Below are 18311 nucleotides of genomic sequence, written 5' to 3'. Positions count from 1 at the left end.
ACGCAAGATCGTTCCAACGCTCCGCGTTCCTTGAGGCATTCCCACGCGGAGCGCAGGAACGATCATGACGCTTGCTTACCAGCGCATCCGAACCCCCAGACTGCCGATCAACCCGTTCAGATCATTGTCATCCACATCACTGCTGTAGTCGGCGCTGACGTACAGGCTTACCTTCGGTGTGACCCGCGCCACCAGCCCCAGACCAAGCTCTACCGTGGAGGACTTGCGGCTGCTGCTGATCTTGTCCACCTGATCGAGGGTCACGGTGCTGCCGGTGTACACGGTGTGCCACAGGTTGGTGCGCACATAGGGTTCGACGGGCAGACCGCTCAGGTCGTAGCTGCCTTTCAATCGTGCCCCGACGCGACCGCTCCAGGACGACAGATCGCTGGATGAGGCATTGCCTGAACCGGCGTACGGCGTGTCGAGGGTGATCCGCTGGTTGATCAACTGCGCCTGGGGTTCGACGACCCAGTTTTCGCCCAGACCGATGGCGAAACCACCTTCCACCGAGAACGTCAGCGCGCTGCCCTCGGTGGCAAGGCGCGCGCCTTGTTCATTGCGACTGAACCCGCTGACCCGGCCGCCGCTGGCCGACAGGTCGACGTGCCAGCCCTCGGAACCGCTCAGACTGTAATAGGCGCCGAGGCTCTGGCCTTGCAGGTTGAGGGTGTCGGTGGTCGGGTCGGCGAGGATCGGGTTGACCTTCAGCCCGCTGCCATTGGCCAGAATGTGCGTCGTACCGCCGATCAGCCCGAATCGCTGGGTCTGTCCGCTGCTGTCTTGCAGGGTCAATACCGGTGGTCCTTTGAGTGCGGTTGATCCGGCTGCCGTAAATCCCGGTTCGAGACGATCGGTTTGTGCCTGGCGAGCAGATTGTCCGTATAGCTGATCCCGGGCCGAGGGAGCCAGATCTTCGCTGAACAGGTTCGGGCCGCGCAGATCGGGGCGCGGGCTGTTGCGGGGGCGATCAGGAGTGATGATGGTTGCAGGCAGGGTCAGGACGGGAACGTCCTGCCGATACCAGGGCGTGGCTTCATCCGCTGCAGGACCGGCCTGTGCCTCCATGGATGAACACAGCAGAATGGAGCTTGAAACGCTGCAAAAGGTGATTTTTATCTCGTTTGAAGTGACTGAAGTTTTCATGAGCGTCTGCCTTGCTAACGCATGCGGTATCTCGCCTTGGCGTCTCTCCTACCCCGAATGAGGGGCGACCGAATGGAGCGAGGCGAACCTCGGGGCACTCGTTTTCACGACTGTCCGGGGCTCGCCCCGGATAGTGTTTCCGGGGGTAGTAAGCTAGAGCTAAGAAGATCGCTGACAGTGCGTCAAGAAAATGGACGATAAGCGGTAGCGTTGCATTTGTAGATGCAACTTCATGTTTTTACGCGGCTATCTAAGTTCTTGTTTGTATGGAATATCGCTCCTCAAGCGGTATGGGCGTGCGGTTCGGCGACCGACGGTCGGTCTACCAGTCGATACGAATGCCCAGATTGGCGGACACGCTGCGCTGGTCAGTGCTGTCAATATTGTGGCTGTAGTCGGTACTGGCATAGATACTGACCGTTCGATCCAGGCGCAGCGCCATGCCCATGCCGAGGTCCGCCGTGGAGGCCTTTTGTTGACTGCGGATCACATCGGTGTCGGCGAAGGTGACGGCGTCGGTTCCTGAAAAAGTGTGCCAGAGGTTTGCCCGCAGATAGGGCTCCAGCGCACGGCCCTGCAGGCGGTAATGCCCGACGATACGGGTACCCAGTCGGGCAGTGAGGCTATTGTCGGCGTCGAAGGACACACGCGAGACGCCATCGTTCTGACTGTCGAGGGAGATCGCCTGATGGATGAGCTGAACCTGTGGTTCGAGGGTCCATCGATCATTGATCGAAAGCGGATAGCCGCTTTCGACGGAAGCGCTGAGGGCGTGTCCGCGATTATCCAGGCGTGCGCCGCGAATCGAGCGGCTGTCGCCATCGAAGCGGGTACTCATCAGTACGGTGTCGAGGTAAGCGCCGTGAGGGTTGATCAACGTCCAGTAGACCCCGTAACTGCCGCCCTGCAGTTTGAGGGTGCCGGCCCTGTTGTCTTCGATGGCATCGCTGAAACCGTTGACGTCGCCTCGCAAACGGCTGTGACCGACAAACACACCGACTCGCCAGGTCATGGCATCCGAGCGCTCGCTGTAAAGATCATGACCGACCTGCAGGCCGCTGAGCGAACCGTCCAGGCGCGGGGTCACCGTGCCTGCCCAGGTCTGGTCGAGGTGCCGGCCATAGATCCGCGCCCATCCGGAGCTGAAGGTTCCGGTCTGGTCCAGCAGTGGCTGGGCGCCCTGACGATCATGGAAAGTCCCCAATGCATTGAGCGCCAATTGCGCCGCCGCCGGAGGCAGCACCGACCACACGGGAACTTCCGGACGGTACAGGGCGATCGGCGCGGCGCCGGGAATCGCAGCCGGCAACGGCGGGCTGCCGGCGGGAGCGACAGCGGCCACCGGAGCGGCCACCACCGGGACCTGTATCGGCGCAAGGCCTGGTTCGGGATTGGGGACGCTCACCACCCCCGGTGCAACGATGGCCGAACGCAGGTACCAGTTGTTTTCCGTGCCTGCGGTCACGCCGCCCTTGAACAGTCGGTAATCATAGGCGCCGGCGGACACCGGACTGGCCAGGGAAAATGCACTGTCGTTACTGAGGGAACTGCCCAGTGCCTGCACCAGTTGAATACCGTTCTGCGCGGTCAGGGCGCCATTGCCGCCGAGGTTGGTGACGCTGATGAGGGTCGAACCGCTCAGGCTGCCGTTGTTGACCACCAGTCTGTCGCTGGGGGCGTCATCGCCTGCCACCACGCTTTGCAAGCGCAAATGGCCACCGGCGCCGACGTAGTTGCCTTGCACCGTCAGCGTGTCACTGGTGCGGTTGCTGTTGCCGGTCAGGTCGATGACGCCTGCGTTGTTGAGGGTCACCGGTTGTCCGGCGACAGCGGCTGAAACGACGCCTTGCGCAGATGTCAGCGTGCTGCTGGCGTCGATATTCAGTACGCCCCGGCCGGTGCCGGCGTCGCCAAGGGTCAGACTGTCTGCACCCAGATCCATGCGCGAGCCGTTGTTCAGGTTGATGGTTTCCCAATTTGCATAACGCTGGGCCAGTGCAGTGTGGCTGTTGTCGAACGTCAACACATCGTTGCCACTGCCGCCATCGAGCCGAGGCGTCAGCGCGAGCAGGCTGTCGTCGAGGTTGCGCAGGATCGCACTGTCATTGCCGTCACCCATGAGAATCGCCGAGCGCACGATGCCGCCACCGTCCCACACGAATCGGTCATCGCCTGTGCCGGCCCGTATTTCCCCGGCGATTTCGCCGCCGGTGAGCGTGATGCTGTCGCTGCCGCCGCTGACGCTGAGGTTTCCTCCGATCCGCCCGCCGGAAACACGGATGGTGTCATTGTCGAAGCCTGTCACCAGATTGCCGATGATCTGGCCGCCCGACAGCTCGAAGACATTGTCATCGAGCTTCATGTCGACACGGCCGATGGTACCGCCGCTCATTTGCGCGAAATCGCCGTCTTCGAAGGCGCCGGTGATGGTGCCGCCGCTCATCGTGAACCGGTCGAATCCATCGCCCTGGGTCAATGAAGCGATGGTGCCGCCGTGCATGATGAACGTGTCTACGCCATGGCCCTGGTGAACGGCGCCGCTGATGGTGCCGTTGTCGATCTGCAGCACATTCTTGCCATCGCCCATGTCGAGAACGCCCGTGATTGCACCCGATTGCATGAGTACGCGGTCGGCCCCGGCGCCGAATGTAACGTTGCCGGGAATGCTGCCATTACCGTTGGCGGGAAACGTCAGGCTGTTGTTTCCCGAAAGGTCAGTGAGCGATGTACTGCCAGGGCTGTCGCAAGTGTACGAGTCGTCGCCGGGTGTCGGGTTCAAGGTACAGAGAGCGAGCGCCGGGGCAGGAGGCTCAAACAGAAAACAGATGGAAACAGCCAGCAGACTGAAATGGCGGAAACTGGCATTGCCGGGAGCTTTCATGGAATTTGCGCTCATTGGCGCCCGCGTGCGGGGGCAATGGCTTGAACCTAACAAGGCTTGCGGTCTTCGCCTACTGTCAGAACTGACAGTGCTTGAGGGCAGAACTGCAGAAAAGCGGCGCTTATGCCTTAAATGTGTACCTCGACGGCCAGCGGCAGATGATCCGACAGGTGCGTCCAGGGCTTGTTGCCGAGAATCTGCGGGTCATGGCTGCTGGCATTGCGCAGGTAGACCCGATCCAGGCGCAGCAACGGGAAGCGTGCAGGGTAGGTTTTGGCCGGTCGTCCATGGTGGCGTTCGAAGGCTTCATGCAGGTAGTCACGACGGGCGAGGGCGGCGTTGCCTTGCATTTGCCAGTCATTGAAATCACCGGCAATGATCACCGGCGCCTCGTCCGGCAGGGACTCCAGCAACTGGCAGAGCAGCTGCAGCTGCAATTGCCGATGACTTTCCAGCAGGCTCAGATGCACGCAGATCGCATGGACTTCGGCATGCCCCGGCACGTCCAGGACGCAATGCAGCAGCCCCCGCCGTTCGGGGCCGGTGATCGAGACGTCGAGGTTGCGGTATTCACGGATCGGGTATTTCGACAACAAGGCGTTGCCGTGATGGCCATCGGGATAGACCGCATTGCGGCCGTAGGCAAAATCGCTCCACATGCTGTCGGCGAGAAACTCGTACTGCGAGGTCTGTGGCCACTCGTTGTAGCGACTGGAATGCCGTTCGTGTTCGCCCACCACTTCCTGAAGAAACACCAGATCGGCGCTGGTACTGCGCACCGCTTCGCGCAATTCGGGAAGGATGAAACGCCGATTGAGCGCAGTGAAGCCTTTGTGTGTATTGACCGTCAGCACGCGCAGGCGATGGGTGACGGACGGGTTCAAGGGCTTTGCGTCGATGACATGACGCTTGGGGTCGCTGGACACGGTCACTCCTCTGAATCATGACTGCCTGTTCATGCGACTGGCCGAAACGCCGGGCAGTTCACTTTGAGTGAGATGCCCGCCGCCGTCGATCAATCCACGAAAACGATTTCATAGGGCAAACGCATACGCTCCAGAATAGCCTTGGGCAACAGCGGCGCAATGCCGATGGCCGGTTCGCCGTTGAGCTGGCTGGCGTAGGCGTGGGTGGCGTGACTCTTGCGCGCGACCGTCCAGGTATCGAGGCGCAGCTTGCGCGCCCGGTGCCAGGGAATCTGTGCCTGATCGCGTTCCGGCCAGTGCCAGGCCCAGACCGGCACATCGTGGTAGGCGGCGCCGACCTGGCGGGCAGCCTGGGCACTGGCCCGGCCGACCACTTCATGATCCTCGGCACCGTCTTCGCGCCAGGTGCTGAACACCACGTCGCCGGGGCGCAGGTAGCGGGAGATGAATTCGGTCAACTGGGCTTCCTGGTCGAGCAGCGCATTGTCGGTGAAGCCCCCGCGCACCCATTTCAGGCTGTGCATCGGCAGACCCAGACGGCGCAAGGCCTCGACGCTTTCCTGGGGGCGAAACACGCTCAGGCGCTTCTCCGACCACTGACGCGAACCGGGATGGCTGGCACTGCCATCGGTGATCGACAGCAATTGCAGGGGATGGCCAAGGCTGCACAGCAGCTGCAGCAGGCCACCACAGGTGACCACTTCGTCCCCGGGATGAGGGGCGATGACCACGGCGCGGGCACCGGCCGGGACCAGATTATTGGTGCTGATGACGGGAATGTTGTCGAGTTGCGCGGCACTGTTCCAGATTTGTGCAGGCAGGCCGCTTTCATTCAGCGATAACGGTTTCATGGGGCAGGACGTCCTTGTGTCTGGCCTTCCGTCGAGCACGGGCGTGTGCGTGACCCTTGAAGGCTGGTTGATAACCCGGCAGCGCTCCGAACCCTGGATTGCCGCGATGCAGAGTATTGCTCAAGACACGCGGTTCGTCGCGTCACAGATCAATCTGATCCGCTTTTTTTTATTCAGACTGTGCCAACTGTCGCAGATAGTCGCCGAAACCACCCCGTGCGCGACTGTCGAGACGGGCGCTGGTGACGACCTGGGGTCGATGACTCCAGGCGATGCTGGCCCCGGAGCGCTCGAGTTGCCGGACCAGGTGCACGTCTTCGTCGCAGGCCAGTGCCTGGAAACCACCGGCCCGTTTGTAGGCCTGGGCGCTGATACCCAGATTCGCACCGTGAATATGCCGGTGGCCGTCACACGCCTGGTAATGGTGGTGATACCGGATTTGCGCCGCTTCATCGATCGAGTCATGCCAGTGTTCGACGGTCAACGTTCCACAGACCGCATCCACACCCAGTCCGAGCTGGGCGACCAGCCAGTCGTCGGCGACCCGGCTGTCCGCATCCGAGCAGGAGATCCAGCGGGCACCGCGTTCAAGCAGTCGTTGCGCGCCGATCGCCCGGGCCAGACCGACATTGCGGGCGTTGATACTCAATGCCAATACCGGATACCGGCTGACGATCTCCGCCGAACGATCGGTGCAGCTGTCGAGAACGATCAGAATTTCCACCTGCTCGCCGGCCAGCATGGCATGAGTGGCGGCGCGCAGGGCCGCACGCAGGCAGTCATCGAGCCGTTCTTCTTCGTTATGTGCAGGAATCAGGATGCCGATCATCGCAATCCCTCCAGGGTGGCCACTGACCGGGGTTCGCGGCTCCACACTTCCAGCAGGAAATCCGCTTCCTGATGTAGCAGCAGTCGCGGCAGGTGCAAGCGTTCATGGATCAGGTCGTGGACCTGGCGTGCATTGAGCGGACAGCCCTCGATGGCCGGCCGCCAATGGCAGGCCAGCAATTGCCCGTCGGCGGTCAGTGAGTCGTCGAGATGGCGGATCACGGCAATCAGGTCGTCACGGTCCAGGTAATAACCGATTTCGCTGAATACGATCAGGTCGAACTTCTCCTCGGGCCATTGCTGCGGAAGGCGGCAATGCCGGACTTCGGCGTGATCGAACAGGCTCAACCGGGTGCGCGCCAGTTTGACCGCGGCGCCCGTGGTGTCGCAGCACAACAGCCGGTCGCAGCGTTCTGCCAGGGCCGCGCTCAGTTCGCCATTGGCACAACCGGGTTCGAAGATCGCCCGATAGCGAGGACGTGGCAGGGCGGCCAGCGTAATGGCGCGTTTGCGCTGTTCATACCAGCGCTGGCGAAACGCCCAGGGGTCATCATTGCCACTGAACAACCCTTCGAAATAGCGATCCTCGACGCTCATAGAAACACCACCTCGAATGGCTGCAACAGTCGATCGAGCACGTGAGGCGGGAGCACCGGTGCCAGGCCCGCGTCGGGGTCGCCTTCCAGCTGACTGGCAAAGGCATGGATCGCATGGCGCTTGCGCGCTATCTGCATTTTGCTCAGGGCGATTTTCCGGGCGCGCTCCCACGGTACTCTGGCGTCTTCCGGATCTGCCCAGTGCCAGGTCCAGACCGGCAACTCATGACAGCGTGCGCCGACGCGCCGTGCCGCATCCACGGCGGCGCGGCCAACGGCTTCATGGTCGCTGTGGCCGTCCTCGCGCCAGGTGGAGAAGACCACGTCATCCGCCTGCAGATAGCCGGTCAGATAGTCGCAGAGTGAAGATTCGCGAGCGGCCACCTGAGTGTCGGGGAAGCCGCCGCGCAGCCATTGCAGTTGATGCATCGGCAGACCGAGGCGACGCAAGGCCTCGGCGGACTCCTGTGGACGTACCACGCTCAAGCGCTCCACCGGCCAACGGGTGGAACCGGGATGACTGGCGCTGCCGTCCGTGACCGAAATCAGTTGCAGCGAGCGCCCGGCACCGGCGAGCCGTTGCAGGAACCCGCCGCAACCCAGCACTTCGTCATCCGGATGGGGCGCGATGATCACCGCCCGCGAACCGGATGGCACGAGGTCAAGAATGTCGATGCTGTCCAGCGCCGCCAGCTGACAGGAGGTTTGCCATTGCTCCAGGCTCGTGCCATGGCCGACGATCGGATTGCTTTTCATAACGCCCATCCCTCGACCGGTTGCCGGGCGGCCAGTTGGCCGAGAACGGCGAGGTCGCGTTCGGCGTGACTCTGGCGCAGGTACACCGGAAGGTCGGCGATCAGTCGGGCGAAATGCCGGTCCTTGCAGAACGGCCCGGCGCCCAATGCGTGGCCAGTGTCGCGGATGACCTGTTCGGCGGCGTGCTCGACCACTGCACGGACCCGCCGGGCCAGCAGTTCGGCAGCGGCCTGGGGGTGACGGTCAATGTCCAGCGCGCTGCTGCGCAGGACTTGGGCAGCGGCCTGCAACGCGCTGTCGACTGCGCCGAGACTGGCGAGTGCGTGAGGTTCTTCACGTTTGGCGCAATGCTGGCGCAAGTGCTCGGCGATGGCCCGTGCGGCCCCGTACCAACAGGCGGCAATGCCGATGCCGCCGTGCCAGAAACCCGGTCGTTGCAGATAGTCACCGGGATTGCCGATGGCCTGGGCCTCGACATTGTCGAACAGCACCTCGACGCTGCCGGTGGCCGCCATGCCGATGGCTTGCCAGCCTTGATCGGTGATTGTCACGCCCGGTTGATCGAGGGCCACCGCCACCAGTTGTTGGCGATCGTCGTCATCCCAGGCGGTGAGCAGCGCATGGCTGAGCACCGCTGCTCCGGAACACCAGGCCTTGCGTCCGTGCAGGCGCACCATGGGGCCGGAAGGCGTGACCCGCACCCGCGCCTGGGGCGGTTCGGCAGCCCACATGCCCCAGGTGCTGCCGGGTGTCGGCGTGCCGCCGAGCTGATGGATGATCGCCAGGGCATCGGTGTGGCCTTCGTAGAGTTTGCACAGCCCCAGATCATGCCCGCCGACCTCCGACAGCCGTTGCCAACGCTGCAGTGTGTGGCCGTTACCGGGCAACGGAAGCCGATCCAGTCCGGCTTCGACCATCTCCCGCAAACAGCGTCCAAGGGCAGCCGTGTCGCCATAGTCCGGTGCGTGCAATGCCAGATAGTCAGCGAGCTCCATGTCAGTCTTCCTCGTCCCGTTGCAGTTCGAACAACAACAGCGAACGGCCGGTGACCGAGTACTCATGGCCGAAATCGAAGCGCTCCTGACCGCGAATCGACGGTTGGTTGGTGTCGATCATGCAGGTCCAGTAACGGCCTTCCGGTACTTCCGGCAAGGTGAAATTGACGATGTCGTGATGGGCATTGACGATCAGCAACAACGTGGCATCGGCCCCTTTGCGGCGAATGCCGGTTTCCTGCGCGCGGCCATCGAGCAGCATGCCCAGGCAGCGGTTGTGCGCGTCGTGCCAGTGTTCGGTGCCCATCTCGGTGGCATCCGGTGCCAGCCAGGTCACGTCCTTGACCCCGATATCCTCGTTGTATTCGCCCACCAGAAAACGACCGCGGCGCAGGATCGGATAAGCCAGGCGCAACTTGATCAGGCGTTTGACGAACTTCAGCAGCGCCTTGCCGTCCTCGCTCAGGTCCCAGTTGACCCAGCCGATTTCGCTGTCCTGGCAATAGGCATTGTTGTTGCCGTCCTGGGTGCGGGCGAATTCGTCGCCGGCAACGATCATCGGCGTGCCCTGGGCCAGCAGCAGCGTGGCAAAGAAGTTACGCATCTGCCGGTGACGCAACGCATTGATTTCCGGGTCGTCGGTAGGGCCTTCGACACCATGGTTCCACGACAGATTGTTATTGCTGCCGTCCTGATTGTTCTCGTCGTTGGCCTCGTTGTGCTTGTCGTTGTAGGACACCAGATCGTTGAGGGTGAAACCGTCGTGGGCGGTGACGAAGTTCACCGACGAGTAAGGGCGTCGGCCACGTTGGTTGAACATTTCCCCGGAGGCGGTCATGCGGCTGGCGAAGTCGGCGAGCTGGCCGTCGTCGCCTTTCCAGAAGGCACGCACGGTGTCGCGGAACTTGTCGTTCCATTCGACCCAGCCCGGCGGAAAGTGGCCGACCTGATAGCCGCCGGGTCCGCAGTCCCAGGGTTCGGCGATCAGTTTCACCTGACGCAGCACCGGGTCCTGACGGCAGGCGACGAGAAAGCTGTGACGCTCGTCGAAACCGTCGTGATAGCGCCCGAGGATGGTCGCCAGATCGAAGCGGAAACCGTCCACGTGCATTTCGCTGGCCCAGTAGCGCAAAGAGTCGGTGACCATTTGCAGCACGCACGGGTGACTCAGGTCCAGGGTGTTGCCGGTGCCGGAATCGTTGATATAGAAGCGCTTGTCGTCCGGCATCAGCCGGTAATAGGAGGCGTTGTCGATCCCGCGCATCGACAGGGTCGGGCCCTGTTCATTGCCTTCGGCGGTGTGGTTGTAGACCACATCGAGGATCACTTCGAGGTTGGCTTCGTGCAGGTGCGCGACCATTTCCTTGAACTCGGCGATCTTGCCGCTGGCCAGGTAGCGCGGGTCCGGGGCGAAAAACGCGATGCTGTTATAGCCCCAGTAATTGGTCATGCCCTTGTGCAGCAGATGCTGGTCGTTGACGAAGGCGTGGATCGGCAACAGTTCGACGCTCGATACGCCCAGTTTGCGGATATGTTCCAGCACATCGTCGACCATCAGCCCGGCGAACGTACCGCGCACGTTATCCGGCACCGCCGGGTGGCGCATGCTGATGCCGCGTACGTGGGTTTCATAAATGATGGTCTTGTCCCACGGCACGCTGACCCGATGGTCGTTGCCCCAGGTGTGCGCCGGGTCGATGACCTTGCACTTGGGCACGAACGGCGCGCTGTCACGCTCGTCGAAACTGAGGTCGGCATCCGGGTGGCCGATGGTGTAGCCGAACAGCGCTTCGGACCATTTCAGCTGGCCGACCAGTTGCTTGGCGTAGGGGTCGATCAGCAATTTGTTGTGGTTGAAACGGTGGCCGTTGGCCGGGTCGTAAGGACCGTAGACTCGGTAGCCATAAATCAGTCCCGGATGAGCGTCGGGCAGATAGCCGTGGAAGATCTCGTCGGTATATTCCGGCAGCTCGATGCGTTCGAGTTCGACTTCCCCGGCATCGTCGAAGATGCACAATTCGACCCGGGTGGCGTTGGCGGAAAACAGCGCGAAGTTGACCCCCAGACCATCCCAGGTGGCACCGAGCGGGAAGGGCAGACCTTCACGGATTCGTGTGGGCTCGGCATGGGCGGCGGGCTCGGTTTGTTTTGGACGGGTCATGATTGCTCCTGCAACTGGGGGTGGGCATCAATCCTCTGTGGCAGCGAGCAGGCTCGCCGAAACAGGAAGTTCATTTTTTCAGGGCGAGCGCGCCCCGCGTGGCGAGGGAACCCGCCACGTGTTCATTCAATTCAATGGGTCGTAAAGCTTCAGACCGCCGGGGGTTTACGAGGGGCGCGGGGCTTTTTCTCGGCGGCTTTCTCGCCCGGGGGTATCACTTTGGCGGCGCTCGCCGGCTTGGCCTTTGCGGCTGTCCCGGGTTTGGCAACGGGCGCCTTGCTCGCGGCGGGTTTGGTGGTCGTGGTCTTGCCAGCGGTCTTGCTGCCGGCAGCCTTCGGCGATTTTTTCGGCGCCAGGGCCTCGGCTTCGGCCAGTTTGCGCGCCATCTCCCAGTGGCGTTCTTCCTGACCTTCGGGTTTACCTTCCGACTCCCAGATTTGGTAGGCGAATTCGCGGATGCGTTTATCGTCGTTACTCATCGCAATGCTCCTGAAATGAACTCATGCTTCTAGAAGTGTTGGATAAACAGATTGACCGGGACGTCCCCCAGCGCAGCGCTGACCTCCAGCTTCCTGTTTTTTGTGACTGCGCTGCTTGAAAAAAGTCCCTTCAGATTTTCGTCGCAGGTAGCGAACGGTAACTCGACCCGCGTATCGCCCCAGCGCAGCGCGTCCACTTGGGGCACGGCAGCATTTTCGAGCAAGCTCGCGCAGCGAATCGGCACGATCACGATTGCCCGTTGCCCCTCGTGTTCACGGGCAAACGCCAGTACGTTATGCGCCTGGCTGCCCAGCACCTCGAGGGCCTGGTACGAGCCGCGGCGAAACAGCTCGATGTGTTCGGCGCGCAGGTTCAGGACCTGCGCGATCAACGCTTGCTTGATGCGCCCGTCGCGCCAGTTCGACAGCAGCTCCGGTACGGCGGCAGGTTTCAGCGATTGCTCGCGCAGGCGGTAATCAACAGGCCGGCGGTTGTCCGGATCGACCAGGCTGAAATCCCAATACTCGTTGCCCTGATACAGATCCGGCACCCCCGGCACGGTCATGTGCAGCAAGGTTTGCGCCAGGCTGTTTAGCGCGCCGGCAGCGGCAATGCTGTTGACGCTCTTGAGCAGAGCCCCGCGCAGCAGCTCACCCTCGGCAGCCGTCAACAACTGCTCGGTGAACGACTGCGCAGCCTGCTCATAGGCCTCGTTCGGCGCACTCCAGCTGCTTTGCAGCTTGGCTTCGCGCAAAGCCTTTTGCTGCCACTGCCAGATACGTCCGGCATAGTCGGCGAGTCCGGCCTGATCGTCGTCGCGCAGCTCCAGCGGCCAACTGCCGATCAGCGCCTGATAGAGGATCAACTCATCGGAAGCCGACGGCACCTGATCGTCTTGGCGCAACGGGCGGGCGAGGGCACGCCACAACTCGACCTGCTCGGTGTACCAGTGGCTGCGCTCACTGAGCACGGCCAGCCGCGCGCGGGTGTCTTCGCCGCGTTTATGGTCGTGGGTGGCGGTGGCCAGCAGGTTGTCGGGGAATGTCGCCAGGCGTTGTCGATTGGTCGCGTGAAAATCACTGACCGGCGCGCTGAAGCGTTCGGTGTTGTAGCCCACGTCATTGCGCGACAGCAGCACTGCCGAGCGATACAGCGCGGTGTCTTCCACGGCCTTGGCGGCAGCAGGAGAGGTGAGTTGTTGAAAGCGCACGCAGGCATGCCGCAGGATCTTGCGTGAACGCCCGCGTGGCTTGTGTCGCCAGGGCTGGCCACCGAGCCAGCCGGCCACGGATTCAAGCACCGGCCAGTCGTTTTCGGCCAATGTCTGGCGTGCGCCCTCCATGGCCTGGCGGAAAAACACCTCGTCCTGCTCTGAACGGCCCATGGCGCTGATGTAGGTGCGGTACACCGGGAAATGCACGATCAGCGCCTGCAATACCCGGCGAATCGAGCCGAGCGTCAGGTCGCGGGTCATCAGGTCGTCCCGCGCCACTTGCCACAGTGCCTGAGCCACGCTCTCGCTATCGCTGGCCAGCGAACCGTTGAGAATCTGCTGACGGGCCAGTCGTGCTTCTTCGATAAACATGGCGGGCCGCCCGGTGCGGCGATGCCAGAAGTCGCCAAGCACGTGCTCGCCGTCCGGGTCGTGTTGCAACAGCGACAACTGATTCATGAATTCGTAACCGGTGCTGCCATCCACCGCCCAGTCGGCGCGCAGGGTTTCACCTGCTCCGAGAATCTTTTCGACGTAGATCGGCAGGTGTCGCCCCGGTGCCAGAAAATCGAGGCGCCGACGCAGCTTGCGGCAATAACCCCGTGGATCGGCGAGGCCGTCGATATGGTCGATGCGCAGACCGTCGATCAGGCCTTCTTCGATCAAGCGGAAGATCTTGCCATGGGTCGCTTCGAACACGGCAGGCCGCTCGACCCGCAGACCGCCGAGTTCATTGATGTCGAAGAAACGTCGCCAGTTGATGTCATCCGCCGCCGTGCGCCAGCTCGCCAGGCGATAGCTTTGTCGCTCCAGCAGTTGATGCAGGCGCCGGAAGCCGTCGTCGGTCTTCGAGTCGTAGCGCGCCAGGTTGTTCTGCAGGGTTTGCAGAATGTGCGGATCGCGGGCCAGTTGCTGCAACTCTTCCTTGAGCGGGATGGCCAGCGAGCGGGCATCGGTCTGGTAGCTCAGGGTGCTGAAACGGTCGGCCAGCGACTTGAGCGCTTCGTTCACGGGCTCATCGCTGTTGAGCAATTCGCCGTAATCGCCAGGGCAGATCGGGAAGTGATGCTCGTAATGCTCGACGTGGAAGGTGCCGCACTCGGCATTGAATACCAGTGGCAACGATCCTTCCTGCAATGCAATGCCGTAATCGCTGCCGAGGAATGGCAGCAGCAATTGGCCTTCCATCAGTGGATCGGGCGAGTGCCACTGAATATCGAAGAACTCGCCATAGGGACTGAGCCGGCCCCATTCCAGCAGATCGAGCCACCAGGGATTGTCGCTGCCGCCGACGGCCATGTGATTGGAGACGATGTCGAGGATCAGGCCCATGTCGTGTTCACGCAGGGCCGCCACCAGTCGGCGCAATGCCGGTTCGCCGCCAAGTTCGGGGTTGACCCGGGTCGGATCGACCACGTCGTAACCGTGCATGGAGCCGGCGCGGGCCGCCAGCAGCGGCGAGGCATAAACATGGCTGATACCGAGCCGGGCAAAGTACGCCACCAATGGCACGGCGTCATCGAGGGTAAAACCCTTGTGAAACTGCAGGCGCACGGTCGCGCGCACGGTCTGGTTCTGCACGGCACTCATTGGTCACGCTCGGCGGCTTGCAGGCGGGCACAGGCCAGCAGTTCGAGGCGCCGGGCGGCATCGACACCGTCGAGCAGGGTTGCGCTGGTTCCCGGCAAACGCCGTGACCAGTTCGGGTGGGTGTCGATGGTGCCGGGCAGGTTGGCCTGTTCATCCAGGCCCAGCGCGTCTTCCAGCGGCAGGAGTACCAGTGGCGCGCGGGTATGGCCGAGGAAGCGGACACTGGCGTCGACCACCTGATCGGCTTCGTGGGATTCCTCGCGAAAATTCTGCGGGTCCTGGCTCAAGGCATTGCGCAAACCGTCGCGTTCGCGCTCGCGATAACGTCGCCAGTCGATTTCGCCATTGGCGTCGATCAGCCCGAGTCGGGCATTCCAGTCGATGTCCCGACCATGCCACCAACCGTTGAGCGTCGGCAGATCGTGGGTGCTGGTGGTGGCCAGGGCGTTGTCCGGCCAGTCGAGGATCGGTTTGAACCAGGTGTTGTCCTGTTCGAACAACAGCACGCGCATGCCGAGCATGGCCCGGGCGATCAGTTTTTCCCGCAGGCCGTCGGGGACGGTGCCGAGATCTTCACCCAGCACGATCGCCTGATGCCGATGGGATTCGAGGGTCAGCAGACGCAGCAAATCGTCTATCGGGTAATAAAGGTAGGCGCCGTCGGCCGGTGGCGAATCCTTGGGAATGACCCACAGCCGTTGCAACCCCATGACATGGTCGATACGCAGCCCGCCGGCGTGGGCGAAATTGGCGCGCAGCATGTCGATGAAAGCGCGAAAGCCGTTGCGCACCAGCCCCTCCGGGGAGAACGCGGAAATGCCCCAGCCCTGGCCGGAGCGGTTGAGAATGTCCGGTGGCGCGCCGACGGTCAGTGAGGCCAGCAGTTCGTCCTGAAAACTCCAGGCCTGACTGCCGGCGCCATCGGCGCCCACCGCCAGGTCGGCGATCAGGCCGATGCCCATGCCGGCGCTGCGGGCGGCATTTTGTGCGCGCTCCAGACAGCGATGGATCAACCACTGGCAAAAGGCGAAATAACCGATGCGCCCGGCGTACTCCTCGGCGAAGGCCGCGAGCGCCGCGCCACGCGGGTCGCGCCAGTGCTCGGGCCATTCGCGCCAGTCGAGGTTTTCCCCTCGAGCGGCACGCATTTCCTGGATGGCTTCGAAGCGGCAGTGGTTTTCCAGTGCTTCGCCGCCTGCATCGCGGTAGCTGGAGAAGTCCGCCTGCAGGGGATGCTCGCCACGGATGAAGCCTTCGTACAGCGCTTGCAGAAGTTTTTGTTTGGCGTCGGCGGCGGCGGGCCAGTCGATCAGTTTCAGGTCTTCCAGTTGCTGAAACTGATCCGCCAGTCCGGCGGCATCGATGGCGTCACGCAGGGCCCGCTCGCCAAGAATCGTCCCGGGCGCGGCATACAGTGAATTGAGGAACAGACGGCTGGAAGGCGAATAGGGGCTGTAGCGCCCGGTATCGGCGCTGAACATCGCGTGCAGCGGGCTGATCGCCAGGGCGTCGGCACCGCGCTCGCCGGCGCTGCGGGCCAGATCCTCGAGGGCCTGGGTATCGCCGAAACCGCCATCGCCGGGGCGGCGCAGGCTGTAAAGCTGCACGCTCAGGCCCCAGACACGGGGAATCGGGCTGTCCACGGCGTCGCCCACGCTGAAGCAGCGCTCGGGCGCCACGGCCAGGGTGAAATGTTGACCGGCGATGTGGACTTGCTGGTAACCGACCGGGATCTCGCCGGGCAATATCGCGTCGGCATCGAGCTTGAGGGACAGGCGCGTACCGTCCTCCAGATGAATCTCGCAGGGGCTTTCGGGTTCGAAATAACGCGCCAGATCCAGGCCCACGCCGACATCGGCCGTCAACAGGGGAGGAAGCTCGCGATTTTGTTGCGCTTGTTGCAGTTCAAGCAGACTGGCGTCGATCTCCTGGGCAGTGTTGGCCGGATGACCGAGCCCGGTCAGTACATTGCGCAGTATGGCAGGTGCAACTTTTTGTGGACGCCCGTTGGCGTCGATCCAGTCGACCGCGAGGCCGGCCCGGCTGGCAAGAATTTCCAGTTGCGCATCACTCATAGGCGCTCTCCATCCAGTGGGGGCAAAGGGGTTGCGGCCGTGAGGCTGACGAGCGCGCAATACGGGGGCAGTTGCCCCGTGTCCTGCAGGTCGGCGGCAGGCGGTTGTCGAAAGAGCCACACCGCGTCGGCCTGTGGTGGGTTGACCACGGGCGTGTCGCTGAGGTTCAGGTCGATTCGCAGCTCGCTGCCGTCCCCCAGTCGCCAGCGTGCACTGACGGCGCCAAACCCCAGAACCTGAGCGCCAAGTGCCTGGGTGCCGGGCAGGTGCGCAATGATGTGTTGGTGGCGCAAATGCAGTAGCTGGCGATACAGCGCCAGTGTGGCCTGCTGTTTCGACGAGCCGCTGCCGAGCAGCCTTGGTTGCGAGGCGTGGAATGTCTGCTCGGCGTTGGGATCGGGAATCTGCTCGCGGCGTTGCGGATCGGCGAATGCGCTGAACGCGGCGAATTCGTTGCGCCGGCCTTCGCGCACCAGCCTGGCGAGTTCGCCGTGATGGCTGGTGAAAAACAGGAACGGTTGTTCGGCGGCGAATTCGTCCCCCATGAACATCAGCGGAATCATCGGCGACAACAGCAGCAACACGGTGGCGGCCTCAAGGGCGCGAGGATCGGCCAGTCGATGCAGGCGTTCACCGAAGGCGCGGTTGCCGATCTGGTCATGGTTTTGCAGAAACAGCACGAACGCGGTGGACGGCAGGTGCTCGCTCGGTTCGCCACGGGGCGTACCGTGGCGGGTCAGGTGACCCTGAAACACGAAACCCTGGCTCAGGCAGCGGGCCAGTTGTTCGGTGGGGTGTTCGGCGTAGTCGGCGTAATAGGCATCGGTTTCGCCGGTCAGCAGCACATGCAGGGCATTGTGGCCGTCGTCGTTCCACTGGGCGTCGTAGGCGTCTTCCAGCAGGCTGGCCTGATTGTGCTCGTTTTCCACCGTCAGCCACACGTGCCGCGACGGGTCGACCTGCTGACGGATGCGCTGTGCCAGTTCTTGCAGGAAGTCCGGATCCTCGATGGCGTGCACTGCATCCAGACGCAGGCCGTCGAAACGGTATTCCAGCAGCCACATCAGTGCGTTTTCGATGAAGAAGTCCCGCACTTCACGGCGGCGGAAATCAATGGCCGCGCCCCACGGTGTGTGCTTGTCCTCGCGAAAGAAGCCTTTGGCGTAGCGATGCAGGTAATTGCCGTCGGGGCCGAAGTGGTTGTAGACCACGTCGAGAATCACCGCCAGGCCGTAGCCGTGCGCGCTGTCGATCAGGTGCTTGAGCTGCTCCGGCGTGCCATAGGAAGCCTGTGGCGCGTAGTGCAGCACGCCGTCGTACCCCCAGTTGCGATCGCCGGGAAACTGCGCGATCGGCATCAACTCGATGGCGGTGACGCCCAGACCGACGAGGCGCGCCAGATGCTGTTCGACTTCAGCGAATCCACCGAGGGCGCCGACGTGCAGTTCATAGATCACCGCTTCATTCCAGGGGCGACCCTGCCACGTGGTGTTCCGCCAGGAATAGAGGTGCGGATCGACTACCACGCTGTGGCGGTCGAGATCGCCGTCCTGCGCCCTGGAGGCCGGGTCGGGCACCTCCAGTTCGCCGTCGATGTTGTAGCGATAGCGACTGCCGGCGGGGCAGCGGCTCTTGATCACGAACCAGCCGTCTGCCTGTGGCAGCATCGGCAGGGACTGGCCGTCGTCCAGCTCGACGCTGACGTAAAACGCATCCGGCGCCCACAATGCGAACTGCGTATGGTCGGCGTCCAGCATGATCGCGCCGTGGGGCCAGGTTTCAGGGGACCGTAACGGCATCGTTGAAAACCTCC

Annotated in this window: 13 protein-coding genes; all 13 read right to left on the bottom strand. The window is 62.8% G+C overall.

Features of this window, described 5'->3' with window-relative positions; all coding sequences use genetic code 11:
* Nucleotides 1-75: 75 nt before the first annotated feature.
* The 13 genes from BBF94_RS05360 to treZ all read right to left on the bottom strand — a co-directional run bounded on the left by BBF94_RS05360 (nucleotide 76) and on the right by treZ (nucleotide 18297).
* Nucleotides 76-1146 carry an autotransporter outer membrane beta-barrel domain-containing protein gene (locus tag BBF94_RS05360; protein ID WP_065258009.1) on the bottom strand — a complete coding sequence of 357 codons (1071 nt, stop codon included), beginning with the start codon at nucleotides 1144-1146 and terminating at the stop codon, nucleotides 76-78.
* Nucleotides 1147-1468: 322 nt separating this feature from the next.
* Complete coding sequence (locus BBF94_RS05355; protein ID WP_065258008.1) at nucleotides 1469-4027, bottom strand: autotransporter family protein; 2559 nt, start codon at nucleotides 4025-4027, stop codon at nucleotides 1469-1471.
* A 128-nt stretch (nucleotides 4028-4155) separates the two neighbouring features.
* Nucleotides 4156-4953, bottom strand: coding sequence for an endonuclease/exonuclease/phosphatase family protein (locus tag BBF94_RS05350; protein WP_065258023.1), 798 nt, complete (start codon nucleotides 4951-4953; stop codon nucleotides 4156-4158).
* Nucleotides 4954-5042: 89 nt separating this feature from the next.
* On the bottom strand, nucleotides 5043-5804 hold the full coding sequence (locus BBF94_RS05345; RefSeq protein ID WP_065258007.1) for a PIG-L deacetylase family protein: 762 nt from the start codon (nucleotides 5802-5804) through the stop codon (nucleotides 5043-5045).
* Between the two features lie 169 nt (nucleotides 5805-5973).
* On the bottom strand, nucleotides 5974-6633 hold the full coding sequence (locus BBF94_RS05340) for a glycosyltransferase (RefSeq protein ID WP_065258006.1): 660 nt from the start codon (nucleotides 6631-6633) through the stop codon (nucleotides 5974-5976).
* Complete coding sequence (locus BBF94_RS05335; protein WP_065258005.1) at nucleotides 6630-7229, bottom strand: SAM-dependent methyltransferase; 600 nt, start codon at nucleotides 7227-7229, stop codon at nucleotides 6630-6632. The genes BBF94_RS05340 and BBF94_RS05335 overlap by 4 nt, the downstream gene beginning before the upstream one ends.
* Nucleotides 7226-7984, bottom strand: coding sequence for a PIG-L deacetylase family protein (locus BBF94_RS05330; protein ID WP_065258004.1), 759 nt, complete (start codon nucleotides 7982-7984; stop codon nucleotides 7226-7228). The genes BBF94_RS05335 and BBF94_RS05330 overlap by 4 nt, the downstream gene beginning before the upstream one ends.
* Nucleotides 7981-8979, bottom strand: coding sequence for an acyl-CoA dehydrogenase family protein (locus tag BBF94_RS05325; RefSeq protein WP_065258003.1), 999 nt, complete (start codon nucleotides 8977-8979; stop codon nucleotides 7981-7983). The genes BBF94_RS05330 and BBF94_RS05325 overlap by 4 nt, the downstream gene beginning before the upstream one ends.
* A 1-nt stretch (nucleotide 8980) precedes the next feature.
* Nucleotides 8981-11140: a glycogen debranching protein GlgX gene (gene glgX, locus BBF94_RS05320; RefSeq protein WP_065258002.1), complete on the bottom strand. Its 2160-nt coding sequence runs from the start codon at nucleotides 11138-11140 to the stop codon at nucleotides 8981-8983.
* A 149-nt stretch (nucleotides 11141-11289) separates the two neighbouring features.
* Nucleotides 11290-11619, bottom strand: a complete 330-nt coding sequence (locus BBF94_RS05315) for a DUF2934 domain-containing protein (RefSeq protein ID WP_065258001.1) — start codon at nucleotides 11617-11619, stop codon at nucleotides 11290-11292.
* 29 nt (nucleotides 11620-11648) lie between these two features.
* Entirely contained in the window at nucleotides 11649-14423 is a 2775-nt protein-coding gene (locus tag BBF94_RS05310; protein WP_065258000.1) for a malto-oligosyltrehalose synthase, read from the bottom strand.
* Nucleotides 14420-16498, bottom strand: coding sequence for a 4-alpha-glucanotransferase (gene malQ, locus BBF94_RS05305; protein WP_065257999.1), 2079 nt, complete (start codon nucleotides 16496-16498; stop codon nucleotides 14420-14422). Before malQ ends, BBF94_RS05310 begins: the two co-directional genes overlap by 4 nt.
* On the bottom strand, nucleotides 16495-18297 hold the full coding sequence (gene treZ / locus BBF94_RS05300; protein ID WP_065257998.1) for a malto-oligosyltrehalose trehalohydrolase: 1803 nt from the start codon (nucleotides 18295-18297) through the stop codon (nucleotides 16495-16497). The genes malQ and treZ overlap by 4 nt, the downstream gene beginning before the upstream one ends.
* Between the last annotated feature and the right edge of the window lie 14 nt (nucleotides 18298-18311).

This window comes from Pseudomonas bananamidigenes (genome assembly GCF_001679645.1).
GTDB lineage: Bacteria > Pseudomonadota > Gammaproteobacteria > Pseudomonadales > Pseudomonadaceae > Aquipseudomonas > Aquipseudomonas bananamidigenes.
This window is presented reverse-complemented; position numbering and strand designations above follow the sequence as displayed.

Coding starts and splice junctions, on each gene's coding strand:
- BBF94_RS05335 (WP_065258005.1), bottom strand. CDS start 7,229: ATGAGCGTCGAGGATCGCTATTTCGAAGGGTTGTTCAGTGGCAATGAT.
- malQ (WP_065257999.1), bottom strand. CDS start 16,498: ATGAGTGATGCGCAACTGGAAATTCTTGCCAGCCGGGCCGGCCTCGCG.
- BBF94_RS05310 (WP_065258000.1), bottom strand. CDS start 14,423: ATGAGTGCCGTGCAGAACCAGACCGTGCGCGCGACCGTGCGCCTGCAG.
- BBF94_RS05360 (WP_065258009.1), bottom strand. CDS start 1,146: ATGAAAACTTCAGTCACTTCAAACGAGATAAAAATCACCTTTTGCAGC.
- BBF94_RS05345 (WP_065258007.1), bottom strand. CDS start 5,804: ATGAAACCGTTATCGCTGAATGAAAGCGGCCTGCCTGCACAAATCTGG.
- BBF94_RS05325 (WP_065258003.1), bottom strand. CDS start 8,979: ATGGAGCTCGCTGACTATCTGGCATTGCACGCACCGGACTATGGCGAC.
- BBF94_RS05315 (WP_065258001.1), bottom strand. CDS start 11,619: ATGAGTAACGACGATAAACGCATCCGCGAATTCGCCTACCAAATCTGG.
- BBF94_RS05355 (WP_065258008.1), bottom strand. CDS start 4,027: ATGAAAGCTCCCGGCAATGCCAGTTTCCGCCATTTCAGTCTGCTGGCT.
- BBF94_RS05330 (WP_065258004.1), bottom strand. CDS start 7,984: ATGAAAAGCAATCCGATCGTCGGCCATGGCACGAGCCTGGAGCAATGG.
- BBF94_RS05340 (WP_065258006.1), bottom strand. CDS start 6,633: ATGATCGGCATCCTGATTCCTGCACATAACGAAGAAGAACGGCTCGAT.
- glgX (WP_065258002.1), bottom strand. CDS start 11,140: ATGACCCGTCCAAAACAAACCGAGCCCGCCGCCCATGCCGAGCCCACA.
- treZ (WP_065257998.1), bottom strand. CDS start 18,297: ATGCCGTTACGGTCCCCTGAAACCTGGCCCCACGGCGCGATCATGCTG.